At 71.3% G+C, this 17414-nt stretch carries 15 protein-coding genes and 1 pseudogene; 5 read left to right on the top strand and 11 right to left on the bottom strand.

Translation table 11 applies throughout. From position 1 onward, the window contains the following. Genes CTZ28_RS31310 through CTZ28_RS31300 form a run of 3 tightly spaced genes read right to left on the bottom strand, consistent with a single transcriptional unit; the run spans position 1 to position 2578 of the window. Entirely contained in the window at positions 1–807 is an 807-nt protein-coding gene (locus tag CTZ28_RS31310; RefSeq protein ID WP_121893096.1) for an MlaE family ABC transporter permease, read from the bottom strand. 5 nt (positions 808–812) lie between these two features. Beyond that, a complete protein-coding gene (locus CTZ28_RS31305) occupies positions 813–1577 on the bottom strand; it encodes an MlaE family ABC transporter permease (RefSeq protein ID WP_121893095.1) in 765 nt (254 codons plus the stop codon). Beyond that, on the bottom strand, positions 1574–2578 hold the full coding sequence (locus CTZ28_RS31300) for an ABC transporter ATP-binding protein (RefSeq protein WP_121893094.1): 1005 nt from the start codon (positions 2576–2578) through the stop codon (positions 1574–1576). The genes CTZ28_RS31305 and CTZ28_RS31300 overlap by 4 nt, the downstream gene beginning before the upstream one ends. A 532-nt stretch (positions 2579–3110) precedes the next feature. Between CTZ28_RS31300 and CTZ28_RS31295 the strand changes: the two genes are divergently transcribed. The 4 genes from CTZ28_RS31295 (at position 3111) to CTZ28_RS31280 (ending at position 7854) form a co-directional block, all read left to right on the top strand. Beyond that, positions 3111–3737 carry a hypothetical protein gene (locus CTZ28_RS31295; protein WP_121893093.1) on the top strand — a complete coding sequence of 209 codons (627 nt, stop codon included), beginning with the start codon at positions 3111–3113 and terminating at the stop codon, positions 3735–3737. 129 nt (positions 3738–3866) lie between these two features. Further along, positions 3867–5432: a DUF6801 domain-containing protein gene (locus CTZ28_RS31290; protein ID WP_121893092.1), complete on the top strand. Its 1566-nt coding sequence runs from the start codon at positions 3867–3869 to the stop codon at positions 5430–5432. 41 nt (positions 5433–5473) lie between these two features. Next, the gene (locus CTZ28_RS31285) at positions 5474–6421 is read left to right on the top strand and encodes a hypothetical protein (RefSeq protein ID WP_121893091.1); all 948 of its coding nucleotides are present in this window, start codon (positions 5474–5476) and stop codon (positions 6419–6421) included. 221 nt (positions 6422–6642) lie between these two features. After that, the gene (locus CTZ28_RS31280; RefSeq protein WP_121893090.1) at positions 6643–7854 is read left to right on the top strand and encodes a PucR-like N-terminal domain-containing protein; all 1212 of its coding nucleotides are present in this window, start codon (positions 6643–6645) and stop codon (positions 7852–7854) included. 47 nt (positions 7855–7901) lie between these two features. On the opposite strand, the gene CTZ28_RS31275 is transcribed toward CTZ28_RS31280, so the two are convergent. The 8 genes from CTZ28_RS31275 to yicI form a co-directional block, all read right to left on the bottom strand. Further along, the gene (locus tag CTZ28_RS31275; protein ID WP_121893089.1) at positions 7902–8666 is read right to left on the bottom strand and encodes an ABC transporter ATP-binding protein; all 765 of its coding nucleotides are present in this window, start codon (positions 8664–8666) and stop codon (positions 7902–7904) included. Continuing rightward, complete coding sequence (locus CTZ28_RS31270) at positions 8663–9463, bottom strand: ATP-binding cassette domain-containing protein (RefSeq protein WP_121893088.1); 801 nt, start codon at positions 9461–9463, stop codon at positions 8663–8665. The genes CTZ28_RS31275 and CTZ28_RS31270 overlap by 4 nt, the downstream gene beginning before the upstream one ends. Beyond that, positions 9460–10338 (bottom strand): ABC transporter permease, encoded by an 879-nt coding sequence (locus CTZ28_RS31265; protein WP_121893087.1) that lies wholly within the window; start codon positions 10336–10338, stop codon positions 9460–9462. Before CTZ28_RS31265 ends, CTZ28_RS31270 begins: the two co-directional genes overlap by 4 nt. Then, a complete protein-coding gene (locus CTZ28_RS31260) occupies positions 10335–11300 on the bottom strand; it encodes an ABC transporter permease (protein ID WP_121893086.1) in 966 nt (321 codons plus the stop codon). The genes CTZ28_RS31265 and CTZ28_RS31260 overlap by 4 nt, the downstream gene beginning before the upstream one ends. After that, on the bottom strand, positions 11300–12820 hold the full coding sequence (locus tag CTZ28_RS31255; RefSeq protein WP_121893085.1) for an ABC transporter substrate-binding protein: 1521 nt from the start codon (positions 12818–12820) through the stop codon (positions 11300–11302). Before CTZ28_RS31255 ends, CTZ28_RS31260 begins: the two co-directional genes overlap by 1 nt. Before the next feature lie 44 nt (positions 12821–12864). Then, on the bottom strand, positions 12865–13605 hold the full coding sequence (locus CTZ28_RS31250; RefSeq protein WP_121893084.1) for a DUF1684 domain-containing protein: 741 nt from the start codon (positions 13603–13605) through the stop codon (positions 12865–12867). A gap of 196 nt (positions 13606–13801) precedes the next feature. After that, a complete protein-coding gene (locus CTZ28_RS31245) occupies positions 13802–14659 on the bottom strand; it encodes a DMT family transporter (protein WP_121893083.1) in 858 nt (285 codons plus the stop codon). A gap of 60 nt (positions 14660–14719) precedes the next feature. Further along, entirely contained in the window at positions 14720–16990 is a 2271-nt protein-coding gene (yicI, locus tag CTZ28_RS31240; protein WP_121893082.1) for an alpha-xylosidase, read from the bottom strand. Between the two features lie 279 nt (positions 16991–17269). On the opposite strand from yicI, the pseudogene CTZ28_RS31235 reads away from it, so the two are divergent. After that, positions 17270–17414: pseudogene (locus CTZ28_RS31235) on the top strand (xylose isomerase); the annotation flags it as partial.

Here is a 17414-nt window from a genome sequence, read left to right as displayed (position 1 = left end):
TCACCCCGCCACCTTCACGGTCGTGGTGGCGCCCCACAGGGCGAGCGACAGGAAGAAGTCGGTGAGGCTGATCAGCACGATGGCGTTGCGCACCGAGCGGCCCACGGCGACGCCGACGCCGGCCGGGCCGCCGGAGGCCCGGTAGCCGTAGTAGCAGTGGGCGACGATCACCATCACGCTGAAGATGAGCACCTTCAGTACGGAGAGCAGGACGTCCGTGGGTGACAGGAACAGGTTGAAGTAGTGGTCGTAGGTGCCGCGGGACTGGCCGTTGAACAGCACGGTGACGGAGCGGGACGCCAGGTAGGAGGAGAGCAGCCCGACCGCGTACAGCGGGACGATCGCGACGACCCCGGCGATGATGCGGGTGGTGACCAGATAGGGCAGGGAGCGGATGCCCATGCCCTCCAGCGCGTCGACCTCCTCGTTGATGCGCATGGCCCCGAGCTGGGCGGTGAAGCCGGCACCGACGGTCGCGGACAGGGCGAGTCCGGCGACGAGCGGGGCGATCTCACGGGTGTTGAAGTACGCGGAGACGAACCCGGTGAACGCGGCGGTGCCGATCTGGTCCAGGGCCGCGTAGCCCTGGAGTCCCACGACGGTCCCGGTGAACAGGGTCATCGCGATCATCACGCCGATGGTGCCGCCGATCACGCCGAGGCCGCCGGAGCCGAAGACGACCTCGGCGAGCAGCCGCTGCACCTCCTTGAGATAGCGGCGCAGGGTGCGCGGGGCCCAGAGCAGGGAGCGGACGTAGAAGAGCAGTTGGTCACCGGAGCGGTCGAGCCAGCCGAGCGGGGCGGCCACCGGCCTCAGCCTCCCTTCGGCGGGACGAGTTGGAGGTAGCCGCCGGTCATCACCATGTTGACGAAGAACAGCAGGAGGAAGGTGATGACGACGGACTGGTTGACGGCGTCGCCGACGCCCTTCGGGCCGCCGCGCGGGTTCAGCCCGCGGTACGCGGCCACGATGCCCGCGATGAACCCGAAGACGAGGGCCTTGAGTTCGCTGATGTAGAGGTCGGGCAGCTGGGCGAGGGCGGAGAAGCTGGACAGGTAGGCGCCGGGGGTGCCGTCCTGCAGGAAGACGTTGAAGAAGTAGCCACCGAGGATGCCGACCACCGAGACCAGGCCGTTGAGCAGGACGGCCACTCCCATCGCGGCCAGCACCCGGGGCACGACCAGGCGCTGCACCGGGGAGACGCCCATGACCCGCATCGCGTCCAGTTCCTCACGGATCGCGCGGGAGCCGAGGTCGGCGCAGATGGCGGAGCCGCCGGCACCGGCGATCAGCAGGGCGACGATGAGCGGGCTCGCCTGCTGCACCACGGCGAGCACGCTGGCCCCGCCGGTGAACGACTGGGCGCCCAACTGCTGGGTGAGCGAGCCGACCTGAAGGGCGATCACGGCGCCGAAGGGGATGGAGACCAGAGCGCCGGGCAGGATGGTGACGCTCGCGATGAACCAGAACTGCTCGATGAACTCCCGGAACTGGAAAGGCCGTTTGAAGATCGCCCGGCCGACCTCCACGGCGAGCGCGAAGAGCCGTCCGGTCTGCCGCAGCGCGCCGAGGATCATGCGCCGCTCCCGGCGGCGGGGGCGGGCGCGGCGCCGCCGGTGGCGTAGGTGCGCTCGATGGCCGCGCGGGCGGCGGGCGGCAGCCGGTCGAGCAGGCCGAGGACCCGCTCCCGGCGGCGGGTGACGGCGCGGCGGGGCGGGAGTCCGGGGGACGGTTCCAGTTGCGGGACGATCTCCCGGGGCCCGGCCGGCCGTGCCGTGCGGGTGCCGGTGGCCTCCGCGGCGAGGGCGGCGGCGTCCTTCTCCTCGGACATCCCGATGGGGCCCTCGCGCCGGCCGCCGAGGAACTGGGCGACGGCGGGTTCCTCGCTGGTGAGCAGCACCTCGCGGGGGCCGAAGGTGACCAGTCGGCGCAGGAAGAGCATGCCCATGTTGTCGGGGACCGTGGCGGCGATGTCGAGGTTGTGGGTGACGATCAGCATCGTCGCGTCGAGCTGCGCGTTCAGGTCGATCAGCAGCTGGGATATGTAGGCGGTGCGTACGGGGTCGAGTCCGGAGTCGGGTTCGTCGCACAGGATGATCTGCGGGTCGAGCACGAGGGCGCGGGCGAGGCCGGCCCGTTTGCGCATGCCGCCGCTGATCTCGCCGGGCAGCTTGCCCTCGGCGCCGAGCAGGCCGACGACCTCGATCCGCTCCATGACGATGCGGCGGATCTCGGACTCTTTCTTGCGGGTGTGTTCACGCAGCGGAAAGGCGATGTTGTCGAAGAGGGACATCGAGCCGAAAAGGGCGCCGTCCTGGAACATGAGCCCGAAGAGTTTCCGGGTCTCGAATATGTCGCGCTCCGGGCTGTTCACCATGTCCACCCCATTGATGAGGACACGGCCTTCTTCCGGTTTGAGCAGACCGATGAGCGACTTCAGGAAGACGGTCTTTCCGGTGCCGGACGGGCCGAGCATGACACTGACTTCTCCGGCCGGCAGGGTGAGGGTGACATCCTGCCAGATGTTCTGTCTGCCGAAGGACTTGGTCAGGCCCTCGACGACCACTTCGATTCCCATATCACCTCCGCCAGGAACGGTTCCGTGGCTCCCCCGGTCTTTGTCACCGCGCAGACAAAGACCGGTTCCGTACGACACCGTCCACCGCGCCGTCGGCCGGCATGGCGCCACCCACCTGGAGAGCGGCGCGGTACCGGCACGTTACGACCGGGTAACCTCGGCGGGCAAGAGCGGGTTCCGAGTTTTGTGCGAGTTTCCGGCCGACCGCCCGGAATCTGTCAGCGCGGCGACAAAAATGCGCCCCGTTCTTGTCATTCGGTGAGTATCAGGGAGGCGGCCCCGCACGGGCGTACCGCGGCGGCGTCCTTAGCATCCGCTGACTAAGCGGCGACATGGAGTGCTCACCGGGCGGACAGATAATTCCGTTCCTCAAAGAATCATGGGCGATGGCATTGTTCGGCCAAGTTTCCGGCCCGTAACGTCGGTGCCCGCGGTCGATGTTCTCAAAGCCGCGGGCCGCCCGTTCCCGTTCTCCGTCCGTTCCGTGGCGGCCCACCTCTGCCGGTCAATCCACAAGGAGAGTCCCAGAGCCATGAAGAAACCCAGCAGAAGGACCGCCGTCGTCCTGGGCGCGGCCGCGGCCGCGTTCGGCATCGCCGTCGCCCCCGCCTCCGCGGTGCCCTCCACGGTGTGGACCGTGACCCCGTCACCGGCCGCCTACACGGCGGCCAACAGCGGCAACATCGTGCTGACCGCGAACATCCCGATGACGTGCACGACATCGGCCGCGTCGGGCACCATGCAGAGCGCCACCGGCAACCCGGCGACCGTCGCCTCCATCGACGCCGTCACCTTCGGCAGCAGCGCCGCGCCGTGCACCAGCGTCCTGGGCAATGTCACGACCGTGGCGACCCCGCCCTGGACGGTCGTCGGCGAGGACTACGCCGCGGGCGTCACCACGGGCTACGTCGGCAACGTCAACGCCAAGGTGACCGCGGGCGCCTGTGTGTTCACGGTGACGGGCAAGGCGAGCGCCACGTACACCAACTCCACCGGGATCCTCGCGGTCAACAGCGTCTCCGGTGATCTGGCCGTCGCCTCGGCGAGCGGCTGCGGCACCGTGGTCACGACGTCCACGAAGCCCACCTTCAAGGGCAATTACGCCGTCAAGGTGAGCGGCACCAGCACCATTCCGACCATCGTCGGCTCCAACCCGTAAGGCACGTCCCGCTCGCGCCCGCCCGGCCGGTGCTCCGGCCGGGCGCCCGCGGGCTGTTCGCACTCGGCCGGCGCCCGCCGGCCGCCACCGCCGTCCCCGGACCACCGAACGATCCGAGCGGAGCAGCCGATGAGAGGTTCCCGCACCGCCGTCCGGCGGCCGTCCCGTGCCCGCGCGCGCGGCGCGACGATCGCCGCGTTCGCCGTGCTGGCCGCCACGGTCCCGGCCGCGGCCGGCGCCGCGGGCACCCGGGAGGTCGACACCGAACTCCCCTATGTCTGCGCGTTCCCGTCCGGGCAGCGGCCCGCGACGGTGCGGATCTCGGCGGCCTTTCCCGACCGGGTGGCGGCGGGCGAGCCGATCCGGCCCGCCGACGTCACCACGACCGTCACGTTCCCGGCGGAGGCGGTGGCCGACCTCGCCGCGACCGGAGCGGCGGAGGTGCGGGCCGGGACCCGTCTCACCGTGGCCGTCGCGCAGCACGACGCCACCGCCGAGGCGACCTGGCGCGGCACCGCGCAGCCGGTGGCCCTTGCGCCGTCCGGGCCGCTGACGCTCACCGCGACGGGCGACGTGCCGACGGTGACCGGCCGGAGCGCCGGCGAACTGACGCTCTCCGCCGCGGACCTGGCCGTGGACCTGGCGCTGGACACGGCGGACGGCAGCGCCGCCGATCCCGCCGCGCGCACCGTCACCTGCGCGCTCGCCGAGGACGCGGCGGACCACGGCCTGCTGGCCGCCGTGCCGGTCGGCCCGGACCCGGGCGGGACGGACGGCTCGCCGTCCGCGTCGCCCTCGCCCTCCGACGCGCCGGAACGGCAGGACGGCGGCGAACCGGCGGACCGGCAGCGGGAGCGGGCCCCCAGGGTCGGCGGGGACGCACCGGGCGGGACGGCGGCACGGCCCGACGCGCCGCCGTGCCGGTACGACGCCCGGTACCCGGCGGGCCCGATGTCGCTCAACGCGTACATCACCGGATACGCGAACGTCCGGAAGCTGAAGGGCGCCGCACTGATCCCGCTGACCTGCACCCTGATCGAGCAGGGTGAACCGGAGTTCGAGTTCTACCCGGACTTCAGCGGCGGCACCATCACACAGCGGTCCACGGGCGACCTGTACAACGGGGGCCGCACCTGGTCGCCGCCGTTCGAGGCCACGTTCCTGACGTTCGGCTTCACCCCGACCACGGCCACCATGGTGCTGGAGCAGACCGGCCCGCTGACGATCGACTCGCTCGGCGCCACCGACTACGTGTTCACCAGCACGGACACCTATGTCCGGGTGCCGCTGGTGCTCCGGGTCACCTCGCTCACGGTCAACGGGACGCCGCTGGACGTGGGGCCGAGCTGCCGGACCGAGAAGCCCCTCGCCTCCCCCGAACCGGATCCCGCGCACCACCCCGGCGACCATCTGGTGCTGCACGGCCGGGGAGAGCAGGTCACGGGCGAGCCGGCCACCGGCTATCTGCTGCTGTCCGGCGGCCCGTTGACCGGCGAGGTGAGCATCCCCGCCTTCACCGGCTGCGGGGCCGGTGGCGAGAACCTCGACCGCCTGCTGACCGCCTCGGTCTCCGGCCCCGGCAACTACGTCAAACAGACGCAGGGCCAGACCTGCTACGTGGCCGCCGATGTGCCGAACCCGGACGAGTGCACCACGGATCTGCAGCCCCTCAGGATTCCCGTTCCCGAACGCTGAGTCCCTCCCCTCCGCCAGGACCCCTCACGGAAGGCCACCTCATGAACCGGTTCCCGCTCCGTGCCAGACTCGCCACCACCGTCACCGCGCTCGGCACCGCGCTCGGCGCCTTCGCCTCGATGGGCACGGCGACCGCCGCCACGGCCCAACTGAGCGGCGAATGGGCGCCGTTCACCCGCTGCCCGGTGGACGCGCCGCTGATGCTCGGCGCGGACGGCCTGGCCAGGACGCCGCAGTGCGTGGTCTCCAGCTCGCCGAACGGCTCCATCACGCTGGGCAACACCACCGTGGTGACGGGCCGGACCGACCTCCAGCTGGGGATCGTGCAGAACTCCGACGGCACCAGCACCGTCGTGGCCCCGCCCGCCGGCGCGATCATCGCGGACTCCGCGTCCGTGCCCGGCGGGCTGCTGGGCCTGATGTGCCCGAGCGGCATCCCCGCGATCACGGCCATCTGCGAGCAGCTCACCAACAGCACGCTCAACAAGATCACGGCGACCGTGGAGTCCGTCGGCACGCCCTCCGACTTCGACCAGAGCGCGGGCGTCGTCACCGGCCTGCCGATCGTCGCCCTGCCGGTCCGCATCCACCTGGAGAACCCGTTCCTCGGGGCCAACTGCTACATCGGCACGAGGACCGACCCGATCGTGCTGCGGCCGAAGAACCTCACCTATCCCGAGTTCGGGCTGTCGTTCTTCAAGGGCGACGGCACCCTCGCCGACGACGGCGAGATGAGCCGGATCAGCCTCACCGGGGCGGCCCAGAACGACAGCGACTTCGCGGTGCCCGGCGCCGCCGGCTGCGGGCTCGGCGTCGGCCTGATCGACGCGGCGGTCAATCTCAAGACCGGGCTGCCGTCCGCCGCCGGGAGGAACAGCCTCACCCTCAACGACACCCGGACCTATCTCACCGGTCTGACGGCACCCGGCACCGTCGCCCCCGACGCCGGCAAGATCCTCGCGCGGAACTGGAACTCCGCCGTCAAGTGAGCGCCGTACAAAGGCGATTATCAGCCGTCCCGGCAGTCCGATCCCGTCTCGCTGCAGGAAACCGTGCACGACCTGTGTACGGCGCGTGAAACATGATTTAGCTTCAGCAGCCCAGACAGGCAGGCACCTGACGACCGGCCGGGCGTCCCCCTCGGCCCAGCAGGGGGCACCCGGCCGGTCTCCCCCCATCGGGCGCGCCGGAGAGCGAGGGACGACCAGTCATGCCTTCAACCGTACGGTCGCCGCAGGTCGGAGAACCGCTCGAACCCCTGCCCAGGGAGTTCGCGGCCTTCATGCGACCGGAGTTGCCCGGTCTCATGAAGGAAATACGCATCGAGGTCACCCGCGCCTATCCCGTCTACGGCCGGCTGCTCAACGGCCCCAACGCCGACGCCATCCGGCAGGGTGTCGAGGAGGCCCTGGCCGCCTTCGTGGACCGCGTCGCGGAACCGGACAAGAACTCGGCGCTGCGCGACGAACTGTTACGCAAGTTCGGGCGCGTGGAGGCCTATGAGGGCCGGGAGCTGGACACCCTCCAGGGGGCCTACCGGCTGGGCGCGCGCATCGCCCTGCGCCGCGCCAAGGCCGTGGGCCGTCAGTACAGCCTGTCGCCCACCGTCATCCTCGCCTTCGCCGACGCCCTGTTCGCCTATGTCGAGGAGTTGGAGGCGCTCTCCCGCGAGGGCTATGTGGAGGTGCAGTCGCGGGCCTCGTCCGAGGTCTCGGCGGTACGAAGACAGTTGCTGCATCTGATCCTCGCCGCGCCGCCGCTGCCCCAGGCGACCGTGTCCGGGCTGTGCGAGGCCGCCGCCTGGCCGCTGCCCGCGGAGGTCACGCTCGTCGCGCTGCGTTCGCCCGCGCCCGACCATCTGGAGGCGGGACTGGCCGGTGACGTCCTGGCGGACCTGGACATTCCGCAGCCCCATCTGCTCGTCCCAGGGGCCCTGACCCCGGACCGGCTCGCGATGCTGGACACGGCGCTGGCGGGTACGCGCGCCGTCGCGGGCCTGACGGTGCCGCTCGCCCAGGCCGCCGACTCCATCCGCTGGGCGCGCCGCGTGCTCCAGCTGATCGACGAGGGGGTCGTGGCCGACGCGCCGCTGACCCGCTGCGAGGACCATCTGGTGACGCTGTGGCTGTTGTCGGACCCGCCGCTCGTGTCCCATCTGGCGGCCCGCGAACTGGCGCCGCTCGACGGGCTGCCGAGCAGCAGGCGCAGCCGGCTCATGGAGACCCTGCGCGTGCACATCTCCACCCGGGCGCCCGCGGAGCAGGTCGGCGAGATGCTGGGCGTGCACGCCCAGACGGTGCGCTACCGCCTGCGGAACCTCGACGCCCATCTCGGCGACCGCCTCACCGACCCCGAGCACCGCTTCGCTCTGGAGGCGGCGCTGCGTTCGCTGCATCTGCGGGACGGCGACCACACCGAGTGAACCGCGGACGGGCCTTGCGGCGGGTGGCCGGCGACCGCGGGTCCCGGTCAGACCGGCAGGCGGGGCACGCTCTCGATCAGCCTGCGGGTGTACGGATGCGCCGGCTCGCCCAGCACCTGGGCGGTGTCGCCCTGTTCGACGATGCGGCCGCGTTCCAGTACGGCGGTGCGCTCGCACAGGGAGGCGACGACCGACAGATCGTGGGAGACCATCACCAGCGTCAGGCCCTGTTCCCGCTGCAACTCGGCGAGCAGGTCGACGACCTTGACCCGGGTGGTGACGTCGAGCGCGCTGACGGGTTCGTCGGCGAGCAGCACGCGCGGCCCGCACACCGTGGCCCGGGCGATGGCGATGCGCTGGCGCTGTCCGCCGGAGAACTCGTGCGGATAGCGGTCCGCCGCGTCGGCCGGCAGGCCCACGCGTTCCAGGGCCGCGGCCACCTTCGGCGCCGCACCGGCCCGGGTGTCGATGCCCAGGGAGCGCAGCGGCTCGGCCACGACGGCGGCGACACGCCGGCGCGGGTCCAGGGAGGAGTAGGGGTCCTGGAAGACGCACTGCACACTGCGCCTGAAGCGGCGCATCTGCGCCCGGTCGCCCGGGGACAGCTCGGCGCCGTCGAAGCGTACGGCGCCGGCGGTCGGCCGGGACAGGCCGAGCAGCAGCCGCAGCAGGGTCGTCTTGCCCGCCCCGGACTCGCCCACCAGGGCGAGGCTGTGCCCGGCCTCGACGGCGAGGGAGACGTCCTCCACGGTGTTGGCGGCGCTCCCCCGGTGGCGCAGTGCCACGTCCTTCAGTTCCAGTACGGGCGTCACCGCGGGCTCCTCAGGTCCAGGGCGGACTCCAGTGTCCGGGCGCTGGCCACGAGGTCCCTGGTGTAGGGCGCGCGCGGGGCGCGGACGAGGTCGTGGACCGTGCCCTCCTCGACGGCCCGGCCGTCCTTCAGCACCAGGGCGCGGTCGGTCACCCGGGCGACGACGGCGAGGTCGTGGCTGACGAAGAGCACCGCCATCTCCCGTTCCCGGACCAGGGCGTCGATCAGGTCCAGCATCTCCGCCTGCACGGACACGTCCAGGGCGGTGGTCGGCTCGTCGGCGATCAGCAGCCGGGGCGCGCAGGCCAGGGCCAGCGCGAGGGCGACGCGCTGCCGCTGGCCGCCGGAGATCTCGTGCGGGTAGGCGCGCGCGATGCGCTCCGGCTCGGGCAGGCGCACCTGTGCCAATGCCTCGCCCACGGCCTCCCGCAGGGCGGCGCCCTTCAGACCGGTGCGCCTGCCCAGGGGTTCGGCGACCTGGCGGCCCACCCGCATCAGCGGGTCGAGCGCGGTCAGCGGCTCCTGGAAGACGACGGCGGCGTCCCGGCCGCGCACGGCGGTCAGCTGCTTCTCGCGCGCGCCGACGATCTGGGTGCCGGCCAGTTCCACGCTGCCGGTGGCGGACATGCCGTCGGGCAGCAGGCCGAGCACCGCGAGCGTCGTGAGCGACTTGCCGGAGCCGGACTCGCCGATGAGGCCCAGCCGTTCGCCGCTCGCCACGCTGAAGGACAGGTCGTCGACCAGTGTCCGGCCGTCGCCGGTGCGGACGGTCAGGCCACGGACGTCGAGGAGGGTCATGTGCGCCTCCGGCGGGTCGCCGGGTCGAGGGTGTCGCGCAGCCCGTCGGCGATGAGGTTGACGCCGATCACGAGCAGGACGAGCAGGATGCCGGGGGCCAGGGCGCCGGCGGGGGCGGTGGTGAAGGTGGCCTGCGCCTCCTGGAGCATCCGGCCCCATGAGGCGTTGGGCGGCGGCGCGCCGAGTCCCAGGTACGACAGTCCGGCCTCGGCGAGCACGGCGAGCCCGAACTGCAGGGCCAGGTTGACGACGAGGGTGGGCCAGATGTTGGGCAGGACATGGCCGAGCACGGTGCGCGGCCAGGACGTGCCGGAGGTGCGGGCGGCGGTGATGTAGTCCTGCGCCAGGACCCGCTTGACGAGGATGCGCGCCAACCGGGCGACGACGGCGCTCTGCGCCAGTCCGATCGCGAGGACCGCGGAGCCGAGGGTCGCCGAGCGTGCGGCCACGATGAGCATCGCGAGCAGCAGGGTCGGGAACGCGATCAGGATGTCGAGGAACGCGGAGAGCGTGTCGTCGAGCCAGCCCTGCGCGAACGCGGCGAGCACGCCGAGGGTGACGCCGATCACGGCGGCGATGAGCACGGAGCCCAGGCCCGCCTCGACGGCGATCCGGGAGCCGGTCATCACCTGGGTGAACAGGTCACGGCCGAGCTTGTCGGTGCCGAGCAGATGTCCCTCGCCGGGACCGGTGAGCCGCCCGCCGGAGGTGTCGTCGGCCGGGAACGGCAGCCAGAACAACGAGACCAGGGCGAGCAGGGCGATGGCGCCCGCCAGGACGCAGCCGACGACGAGCGTGGCGGTGCCGCGGACCCGCCGCCCGGCGCGTGCCGCGTTCTTGGGCCGCGCCGGTTCGAGCGCGTCGGTCCCGGTCATCGGGCACCTCCCGACAGTCGGCCGCGCAGCCGCGGGTCGATGATCCGCTGGACCAGGTCGGCGGCGAAGCCGATGAGCAGCACGGCGAGGGTGGAGACGAACAGCACGCCCTGGATGACCGGGTAGTCGTGCTGGGCGATGCCGGTGGCGAGCATCGAGCCCAGGCCGGGCAGCGCGTACACGGACTCCACGACGACCGCGCCCAGCAGGGTCGAGGCGAGTTCGATGCCGAGCACGGAGATCACCGGTACGGAGGCGTTGCGCAGTCCGTGCCGCCACATGGCCCCTCCGAAGGAGGAGCCCAGGGCGCGGGCGGTGCGCAGATAGTCGCTGCCCAGCACGTCGAGGGTGGCGGAGCGGACGTACCGGATCAGGGACGCGCTCATCACCAGCGCGATGGTGACGACCGGCAGCACCAGCGAGCGGATCGCGTCCGCGGGGGCGGACCAGCCGTCCTGCGGGAAGCCGCCGGCGGGCAGCCAGCCCGCGTTCAGCGCGAACACGGCGATGAAGATCATGCCGAGCCAGAACACCGGGATGGCGATGCCGAGTTGGGAGACGCCGCTGAGCAGGGCGCCGTACCAGGTGTGCCGCTTGTGGGCGGCGACGAACCCGGCGGGTACGGCGATGAGGACGGCCAGGACGAAGGCCGCGAGGGTCAGCGGCACGGTGACGTCGAGCCGGGCGGAGACCTCGGGTCCGACGGGCAGCGAGCTGACGAAGGAGGTGCCGAGGTCGCCGCTCGCCAACTGCCCGAGCCAGTGGGTGAACTGCTCGGGCAGCGGCTTGTCGGAGCCGATGGCGTGCCGGGCCGCGGCGATCTGCTCGGGGCTCGCGCCCACCGAGGTGAGCGCGTTGGCCGGATCACCGGGCAGCAGGCGCAGCAGCACGAACAGCACCACGCTCGCCAGGGCCAGCGACACCACGAGGAAGACCAGCCGGCGCAGGAGGTAGCGCGCCATCAGCCCTTCTTCTTGATGTCGTAGGCGTAGAACTGCGAGTTGAGGCCGTTGAGCGGGTAGCCGGACAGCTTGCTGTCGGCGACGACGATCTGCGGGTACAGGTACAGCCAGTCGCTGGCCGCGTCCTCGGCGGTCTTGCGGTTGACCTTCTTCAGCAGTTCGGTCTGCTCGGCGGCGCTCCCGGCCTCCTCGGCCTGCCGCACCCACTGCGTGACCTGCTTGTTGTCGTAGCCCCAGTAGAAGTCGGGGTTGCCGTACCAGACGAGGTCGCGGTCGTTGACGTGTTCCTGGAGCGTGGCCGTGAAGTCGTGGTTCTTGTAGACCTTCGTGTACCACTCGTCCGGCGTGATCGTGTTGATCGTGACCGTGATGCCGACCTTGGCGAGTTCGGACTTGATGAAGGTCGCGGCGGTCGGGTGCGGGTCGTAGTTCGGGGTGTCGAGAGTGAAGTCGAAGCCCTTGGCGTAGCCGGCCTCGGCGAGCAGCTTCTTGGCGCGGGCCGGGTCATGGGCGTTGACCTCGGTGAGGTCCTCGTACCAGGGGTCGGTGGGCGGCACCATCGAGCCGATGAGCTTGCCGTAGCCGCCCCAGACCGACTCCAGGAGCTTCTTGTCGTCGATGGCCGCGGAGACCGCCTGGCGGACCCTGACGTCGGTGAAGGGCTTGGCCTTGTCGTTGAAGGCGAGCAGCAGCTTGGTGGTGGAGTTGCCGTCGTTGACCTTGTAGTTCTGGTTGTTCTTGAACTGGTCGAGGGAGTCCGGGGACTGCTCGCTGGTGACCACGTCGACGGCGTTGGTCAGCAGGGCGTTGTTGAGCGCCGTGGCGTCCTTGTAGTAGTGGAAGACGGCCTTCTGGTTGCGGGCGGCGTCGCCCCAGTAGCCGGCGAACCGGTTCAGGCTCAGGGCGGAGCCCCGGGTCCACTTGTCCAGCCGGTAGGGGCCGGTGCCGTCCTCGGTCGTCTTCAGGTTCTGCGCCTGGGAGTTGATGATCCAGACGTAGGAGAGGTTGTAGACGAAGGAGATCGACCGCTGCGACAGCGTGACCTTGACGGTGTGCGCGTCGGGGGTGGCGATGTCCTTGATGACCTCGAGGTTGCTCTTGCGGGCGGACTGGGAGTCGTCCGCGATCACCTTCTCCAGGCTGTACTTGACGTCGTCGCTGGTCAGCTGCTTGCCGCTGTGGAACTTGACGCCGTCGCGCAGGGTGAAGGTGTAGGTGAGCCCGTCGGCGCTGACCTTGTGGTCCGTGGCGAGGAGCTTGTCCACCTTGCCGTCGTCGGTGAGCTTGAACAGCCCTTCGTAGACGTTGCCGTTGAGGGCCTCGGTGACGCCCTGGCCGCCGCCCGCGGTGTTGTCGAGGTTCTGCGGCTCGTAGAGCGAGCCGATGTTGACGGTGGCGTTCTTGTCCCACGAGCCGCCGGAGGCGCTGCCGCCGGAGCCGGAGCCGGAGCACGCGGTCAGGGTGAGGGCGAGGGCGGCCGCGGAGGCGGTGGCGTACAGGGAGGTCTTCTTGATGTTCACGGTGATGTGCGCTTTCGTGCTGCGGTGCGGAGGGGGCTGCGGGATCAGTGCTGCGCGGGGACGCCGCCGCGGAAGACGGGGCGCTTCTCACCGGCCTCGACGGGCAGGTGGAAGCGGTTCTGCCGGGGCGGCATCGGACAGTTGTACTGATCGGAGAACCCGCAGGGCGGCACGAAGGCACGGTTGAAGTCGAGCAGGACGCGGTCCTCGTCCGCGGTGCGCTGCACGAAGAGGAATCGGCCGGCGCCGTAGGTCGTGTCCCCGTTGGTGGGGTCGCCGAAGACGAGCAGCAGGGTGCCGTCGTCGTCGAAGGCGCTGAGGGTGTGGTCGCGGCCGTCGACGGTGAGCGTGATGTCACCGGGGACGACGAGGTCACGGGTGCCGCCGTTGTCCCGGATGTGTTCGAAGGGCACCCGGCGGGCCCCGGGCACGGGCGTGTAGGTGGCGTGCAGCACCCAGGCGGGGTCGTACGGGAAGGTGTCGACCCGGTCGAAGCGGCGGATGGCCGGCGAGTCGGCGTCCCAGAGGCGCAGGCCATGCTCGGGCTCGCCGGTGACGAGGTCGGTCCGCCGGAGTGTGGTGACGGTCACGGTGTCCGGCCGGCCGGCGCCGGCCCGCTCCGTGTCCGGACGCTCGCCGGCCGGGAGCCAGCGGGTCTCGACGAGCGCGAGGTTCCCGGTCGGCGCGGTGAGGGCCCGCAGGCGCTCGGCGCGCCAGGCGTGCCAGCGCGCGACGGCATCGGTGGCGGGCTGGTCGGTGAGGGCACGGGACACGGTCGGACTCATTCGCGTAGCAGGGACGGCGGCCTCACACCGCGGACATCGGGCTGCGCGACTGAGTGACCAAAGCATGCTCTTTATCTGCCATAAGAGGATCTAATGTCAAATGCCACCGACGCATGGTGAGACGACCGGCGCGCTCACCGGGCGGCGCCCGCCCGGCGCCGGGCCGCCGCCCGGGCAGGGGCGGCACCGTCGAGTCTCAGCGGTGCGGGTCGATCAGGTGCGGCACCACCCGGGTCAGCCGCAGGACGCCCCACAGGATCAGCAGGACGCCCGCCAGCTCCGGCAGCAGCCACCAGCCGGTGCGGACATGCTCGCCGAACAGCGCCACGCCCAGCAGCAGGCTCACCGTCGCGTCGCCGAGGGTCAGCGCGGGCTGCGAGGCGACCAGCGCGCCGGCCTGGAGGGAGTTCTCCAGCAGCAGCAGCGCGCCGACGCCGGCCAGCGCGAAGCCGTAGGTCTGCCAGGTGCGCAGGAAGGCGGTGAACCCCGAGTCGGCGAGCACGCCCGTGGCCGACTTCATCAGCGCGGCCGTCAGGGCGTTGCCGATCGCGGCGGCCGTGGCCAGGGCCGCCGCGCGGAACAGGGAGGAGCGCGCCGGACGGGCCAGGAGGACGGCGAGGACCATCGCGCCCAGGGTCAGGGCCAGCACCGGCAGCCAGCGCACCATGGCCGCCTCGTTGCGGGTGCCCGAGGGCGCCGCCGCGGCCAGGACCAGGGCGAGCCCGCCGACCAGCCCGGCGACGGCCCGCCAGCCGGCGGCGGGCAGCCTGCGGTGCATCAGCGGTGCGACGACCAGCAGGGCGAACGGCAGTTCCAGCACGAACAGCGGCTGGACCAGCGCCATCGGCCCGTTGACCAGGGCCAGGGCCTGGAAGACCGCGGCGCCCACCACCCCGGCGATGCCGATCGACCAGGCGGGCCGCCGCACGAGGGCGATCATCAGGCCGAGGCCGCCGCCCCGGGACACCGTGGAGGCGGCCTTGCGCTGGAAAGCCGTCCCCACGGCATTGCTGGCGGCCCCCGCGACGGCACAGACGACGGCGAGCGCGATCACATCTCCACCATGCCTCGCCGTCCCGCCCGATCTCGACAGGGACCCGCCCCGATCCGGGGGTCAGGCCAGGGGTACGGTCACCTCGCCCGCCCCCGTGGCGCTCGCTCCGCCCGCGACACGCACCGTGAACCGCGCGTCGGTGCCTTCCGCGGTGACCCGCAGCAGGTCGCCCTCGCGCCGGAGCCGGAACACGGCCGCCGGCGCGCCGGTCAGACCGGGCACGGTGACCGTCCGGGTGTACGCGGGCGCGGCCGAGGGGTGGACGAGCAGGGTCGGCTCCGCCAGCCAGTCGCCGTCCGGACGGCTGTCGTCGCCGGCCAGCGGCAGGACGGCGCCTTCACGGACGTACAGGGGCAGGCTGTCGTAGCCGTGGCGTTCGGTGCGCCACACCGGGCCGGTGACCCGCTCGCCGGTGAGCAGGTGCGTCCAGGTGCCCTCGGGCAGGTAGACCTCCACCTCGCCGTCCTCGGCGAACACCGGCGCGACCAGCAGGTCGGCGCCGAGCAGATACTGGCGGTCCAGCGGGCGGCACGCCGGGTCGTGCGGGAATTCGAGGACCATGGGGCGCATCATCGGGACGCCGGTGCGGTGGGCCGTCACGGCCGCCCCGTACAGGTAGGGCATGAGGCGGTGCTTGAGCCGGGTGAACCGGCGGGCGACCTCCACCGCCTCGTCGCCGAACTCCCACGGCACCCGGTACGACGACGAGCCGTGCAGCCGGCTGTGCGAGGACAGCAGTCCGAAGGCCAGCCAGCGCTTGAACACGGCCGGGTCGGGCGTGCCCTCGAAGCCGCCGATGTCATGGCTCCAGAAGCCGAACCCGCTCAGGGACAGCGACAGGCCGCCCCTGAGGGACTCGGCCATGGCCTCGAAGGAGGACCAGCAGTCGCCGCCCCAGTGCACGGGGTACTGCTGGCCGCCCGCGGTCGCGGACCGGGCGAACAGCACGGCCTCGCCCTGCCCGCGCTCCTTCTCGAGGAGTTCGAACACGGTCCGGTTGTACAGATGTGTGTAGTAGTTGTGCATCCGCTCCGGGTCGGAGCCGTCGTGCCAGACCACATCGGTCGGGATGCGCTCGCCGAAGTCCGTCTTGAAGGAGTCGACGCCCTGGTCGAGCAGCGGCTTGAGCTTCGACTGGAACCAGGCGCGGGCGTCGGGGCTCGTGAAGTCGACCAGCCCCATGCCGGCCTGCCACAGGTCCCACTGCCACACGTCGCCGTCCGGCCGGTGCACCAGGTGCCCGAGCCGGGCGGCCTCGTCGAAGAGCGGGGACTTCTGGGCGATGTAGGGGTTGATCCAGAGGCTGATCCGCAGGCCCTTGGCCTTCAGCCGGGCGAGCATCCCCGCCGGATCGGGGAAGACGTCCGGGTCCCAGGCGAAGTCGCACCACTGGTACTCGCGCATCCAGAAGCAGTCGAAGTGGAACACGGACAGCGGGATGCCGCGCTCGGCCATGCCGTCGACGAACGACATGACCGTCCCCTCGTCGTAGGACGTGGTGAACGAGGTGGTGAGCCAGAGGCCGAAGGACCAGGCCGGCGGGAGCGCGGGGCGGCCGGTGAGGGCCGTGTAGCGGGCGAGGACGTCCTTGGGGGTGGGCCCGGCGACGACGTAGTACTCCAGCGTCTGGTCCGCGACGCTGAACTGAACCTGCCCGACCGCCTCGGAGCCCACCTCGAAGGAGACCTTCCCGGGGTGGTTGACGAAGACGCCGTAGCCGCGTGAGGAGAGGTAGAAGGGGACGTTCTTGTACGCCTGCTCGCTGCTGGTGCCGCCGTCCGCCTGCCAGACGTCGACGACCTGGCCGTTCTTGACGAACGGGGTGAAGCGCTCACCGAGGCCGTAGACCTGCTCGCCGACCCCGAGCGCGAGCCGCCCGATCATGTGGTGGGCGCCCTCGGCGGTGGTGGCGAACGCGGTGCTCTTGGCGTTCGCGCGGGTCAGTTCGCGGCCGTCGGCGTCATGGAAGGCCAGCGTCCAGGGGCCGGAGCTGTCCAGGCGCAGAGTCAGCGGGCCGCTGGCCAGTTCCGTGACGGTGCCGTCCCGGCGCACGGCACCGACGCCGTCCGCCGCGCCGGCGAGGGCGAAGTCGGGGCCCGGCCGCCGGGTGCCGGAGTGATGGGTGATGCGGACGCCGATCACGCCCTCGGCGGGCGAGAAGCACTCGGCCGTGATGAGAGGCGCGTTCAGCGTGTCCCCCCGCCGCGTCACCTTCTTCACCGCCGCATAGGTGGTGAAGCGCTTCGCTTCGGCGCGTACGTCGCGCACTTCGGTGGCGTACGAGATCTGTACGCCTTCGCGAATGCGCCAGAAGCCATCGGTGAACTTCATGATCTTCCTCGGGGGGAGCAGCGACCTTCGGATGGTATGCGGGAGCGTCACACAGGATTTGATCGTACACAAAACAAATGCAGCCGACGAGCCCTGAACCTTGTTGGCAACCCGCTGAACAGGCATGATTACAGAGACAGTAGATCCCTTCACATCGAGCCATGAAGAGATACGGGCCACCGGGGGCTAGCGCGGTGACACCGACTTGACGTATTAGTCATCACATCAAACAAACCCGTCCGGCGCCGCTGCCGGATCGCACGACTGCAAGGGCCGCAGATGTCGAAGCGCTTCAACCCCACCCCTGAGGACCGGTTCACGTTCGGCCTGTGGACCGTCGGCTGGCAGGGCAGGGACCCGTTCGGGGACGCCACCCGCCGGGCCCTGGACCCGGCCGAGTCGGTCCGGCGCCTGGCGGAACTCG

It is taken from the genome of Streptomyces shenzhenensis, assembly GCF_003688995.1.
Lineage (GTDB): Bacteria > Actinomycetota > Actinomycetes > Streptomycetales > Streptomycetaceae > Streptomyces > Streptomyces shenzhenensis_A.
Note: the sequence above shows the minus strand (reverse complement) of the source record. Positions and strands in the feature narration are given on the sequence as shown.

Coding starts and splice junctions, on each gene's coding strand:
- CTZ28_RS31260 (WP_121893086.1), bottom strand. CDS start 11,300: ATGGCGCGCTACCTCCTGCGCCGGCTGGTCTTCCTCGTGGTGTCGCTG.
- CTZ28_RS31270 (WP_121893088.1), bottom strand. CDS start 9,463: ATGACCCTCCTCGACGTCCGTGGCCTGACCGTCCGCACCGGCGACGGC.
- CTZ28_RS31265 (WP_121893087.1), bottom strand. CDS start 10,338: ATGACCGGGACCGACGCGCTCGAACCGGCGCGGCCCAAGAACGCGGCA.
- CTZ28_RS31285 (WP_121893091.1), top strand. CDS start 5,474: ATGAACCGGTTCCCGCTCCGTGCCAGACTCGCCACCACCGTCACCGCG.
- CTZ28_RS31295 (WP_121893093.1), top strand. CDS start 3,111: ATGAAGAAACCCAGCAGAAGGACCGCCGTCGTCCTGGGCGCGGCCGCG.
- CTZ28_RS31250 (WP_121893084.1), bottom strand. CDS start 13,605: ATGAGTCCGACCGTGTCCCGTGCCCTCACCGACCAGCCCGCCACCGAT.
- yicI (WP_121893082.1), bottom strand. CDS start 16,990: ATGAAGTTCACCGATGGCTTCTGGCGCATTCGCGAAGGCGTACAGATC.
- CTZ28_RS31290 (WP_121893092.1), top strand. CDS start 3,867: ATGAGAGGTTCCCGCACCGCCGTCCGGCGGCCGTCCCGTGCCCGCGCG.
- CTZ28_RS31280 (WP_121893090.1), top strand. CDS start 6,643: ATGCCTTCAACCGTACGGTCGCCGCAGGTCGGAGAACCGCTCGAACCC.
- CTZ28_RS31300 (WP_121893094.1), bottom strand. CDS start 2,578: ATGGGAATCGAAGTGGTCGTCGAGGGCCTGACCAAGTCCTTCGGCAGA.
- CTZ28_RS31305 (WP_121893095.1), bottom strand. CDS start 1,577: ATGATCCTCGGCGCGCTGCGGCAGACCGGACGGCTCTTCGCGCTCGCC.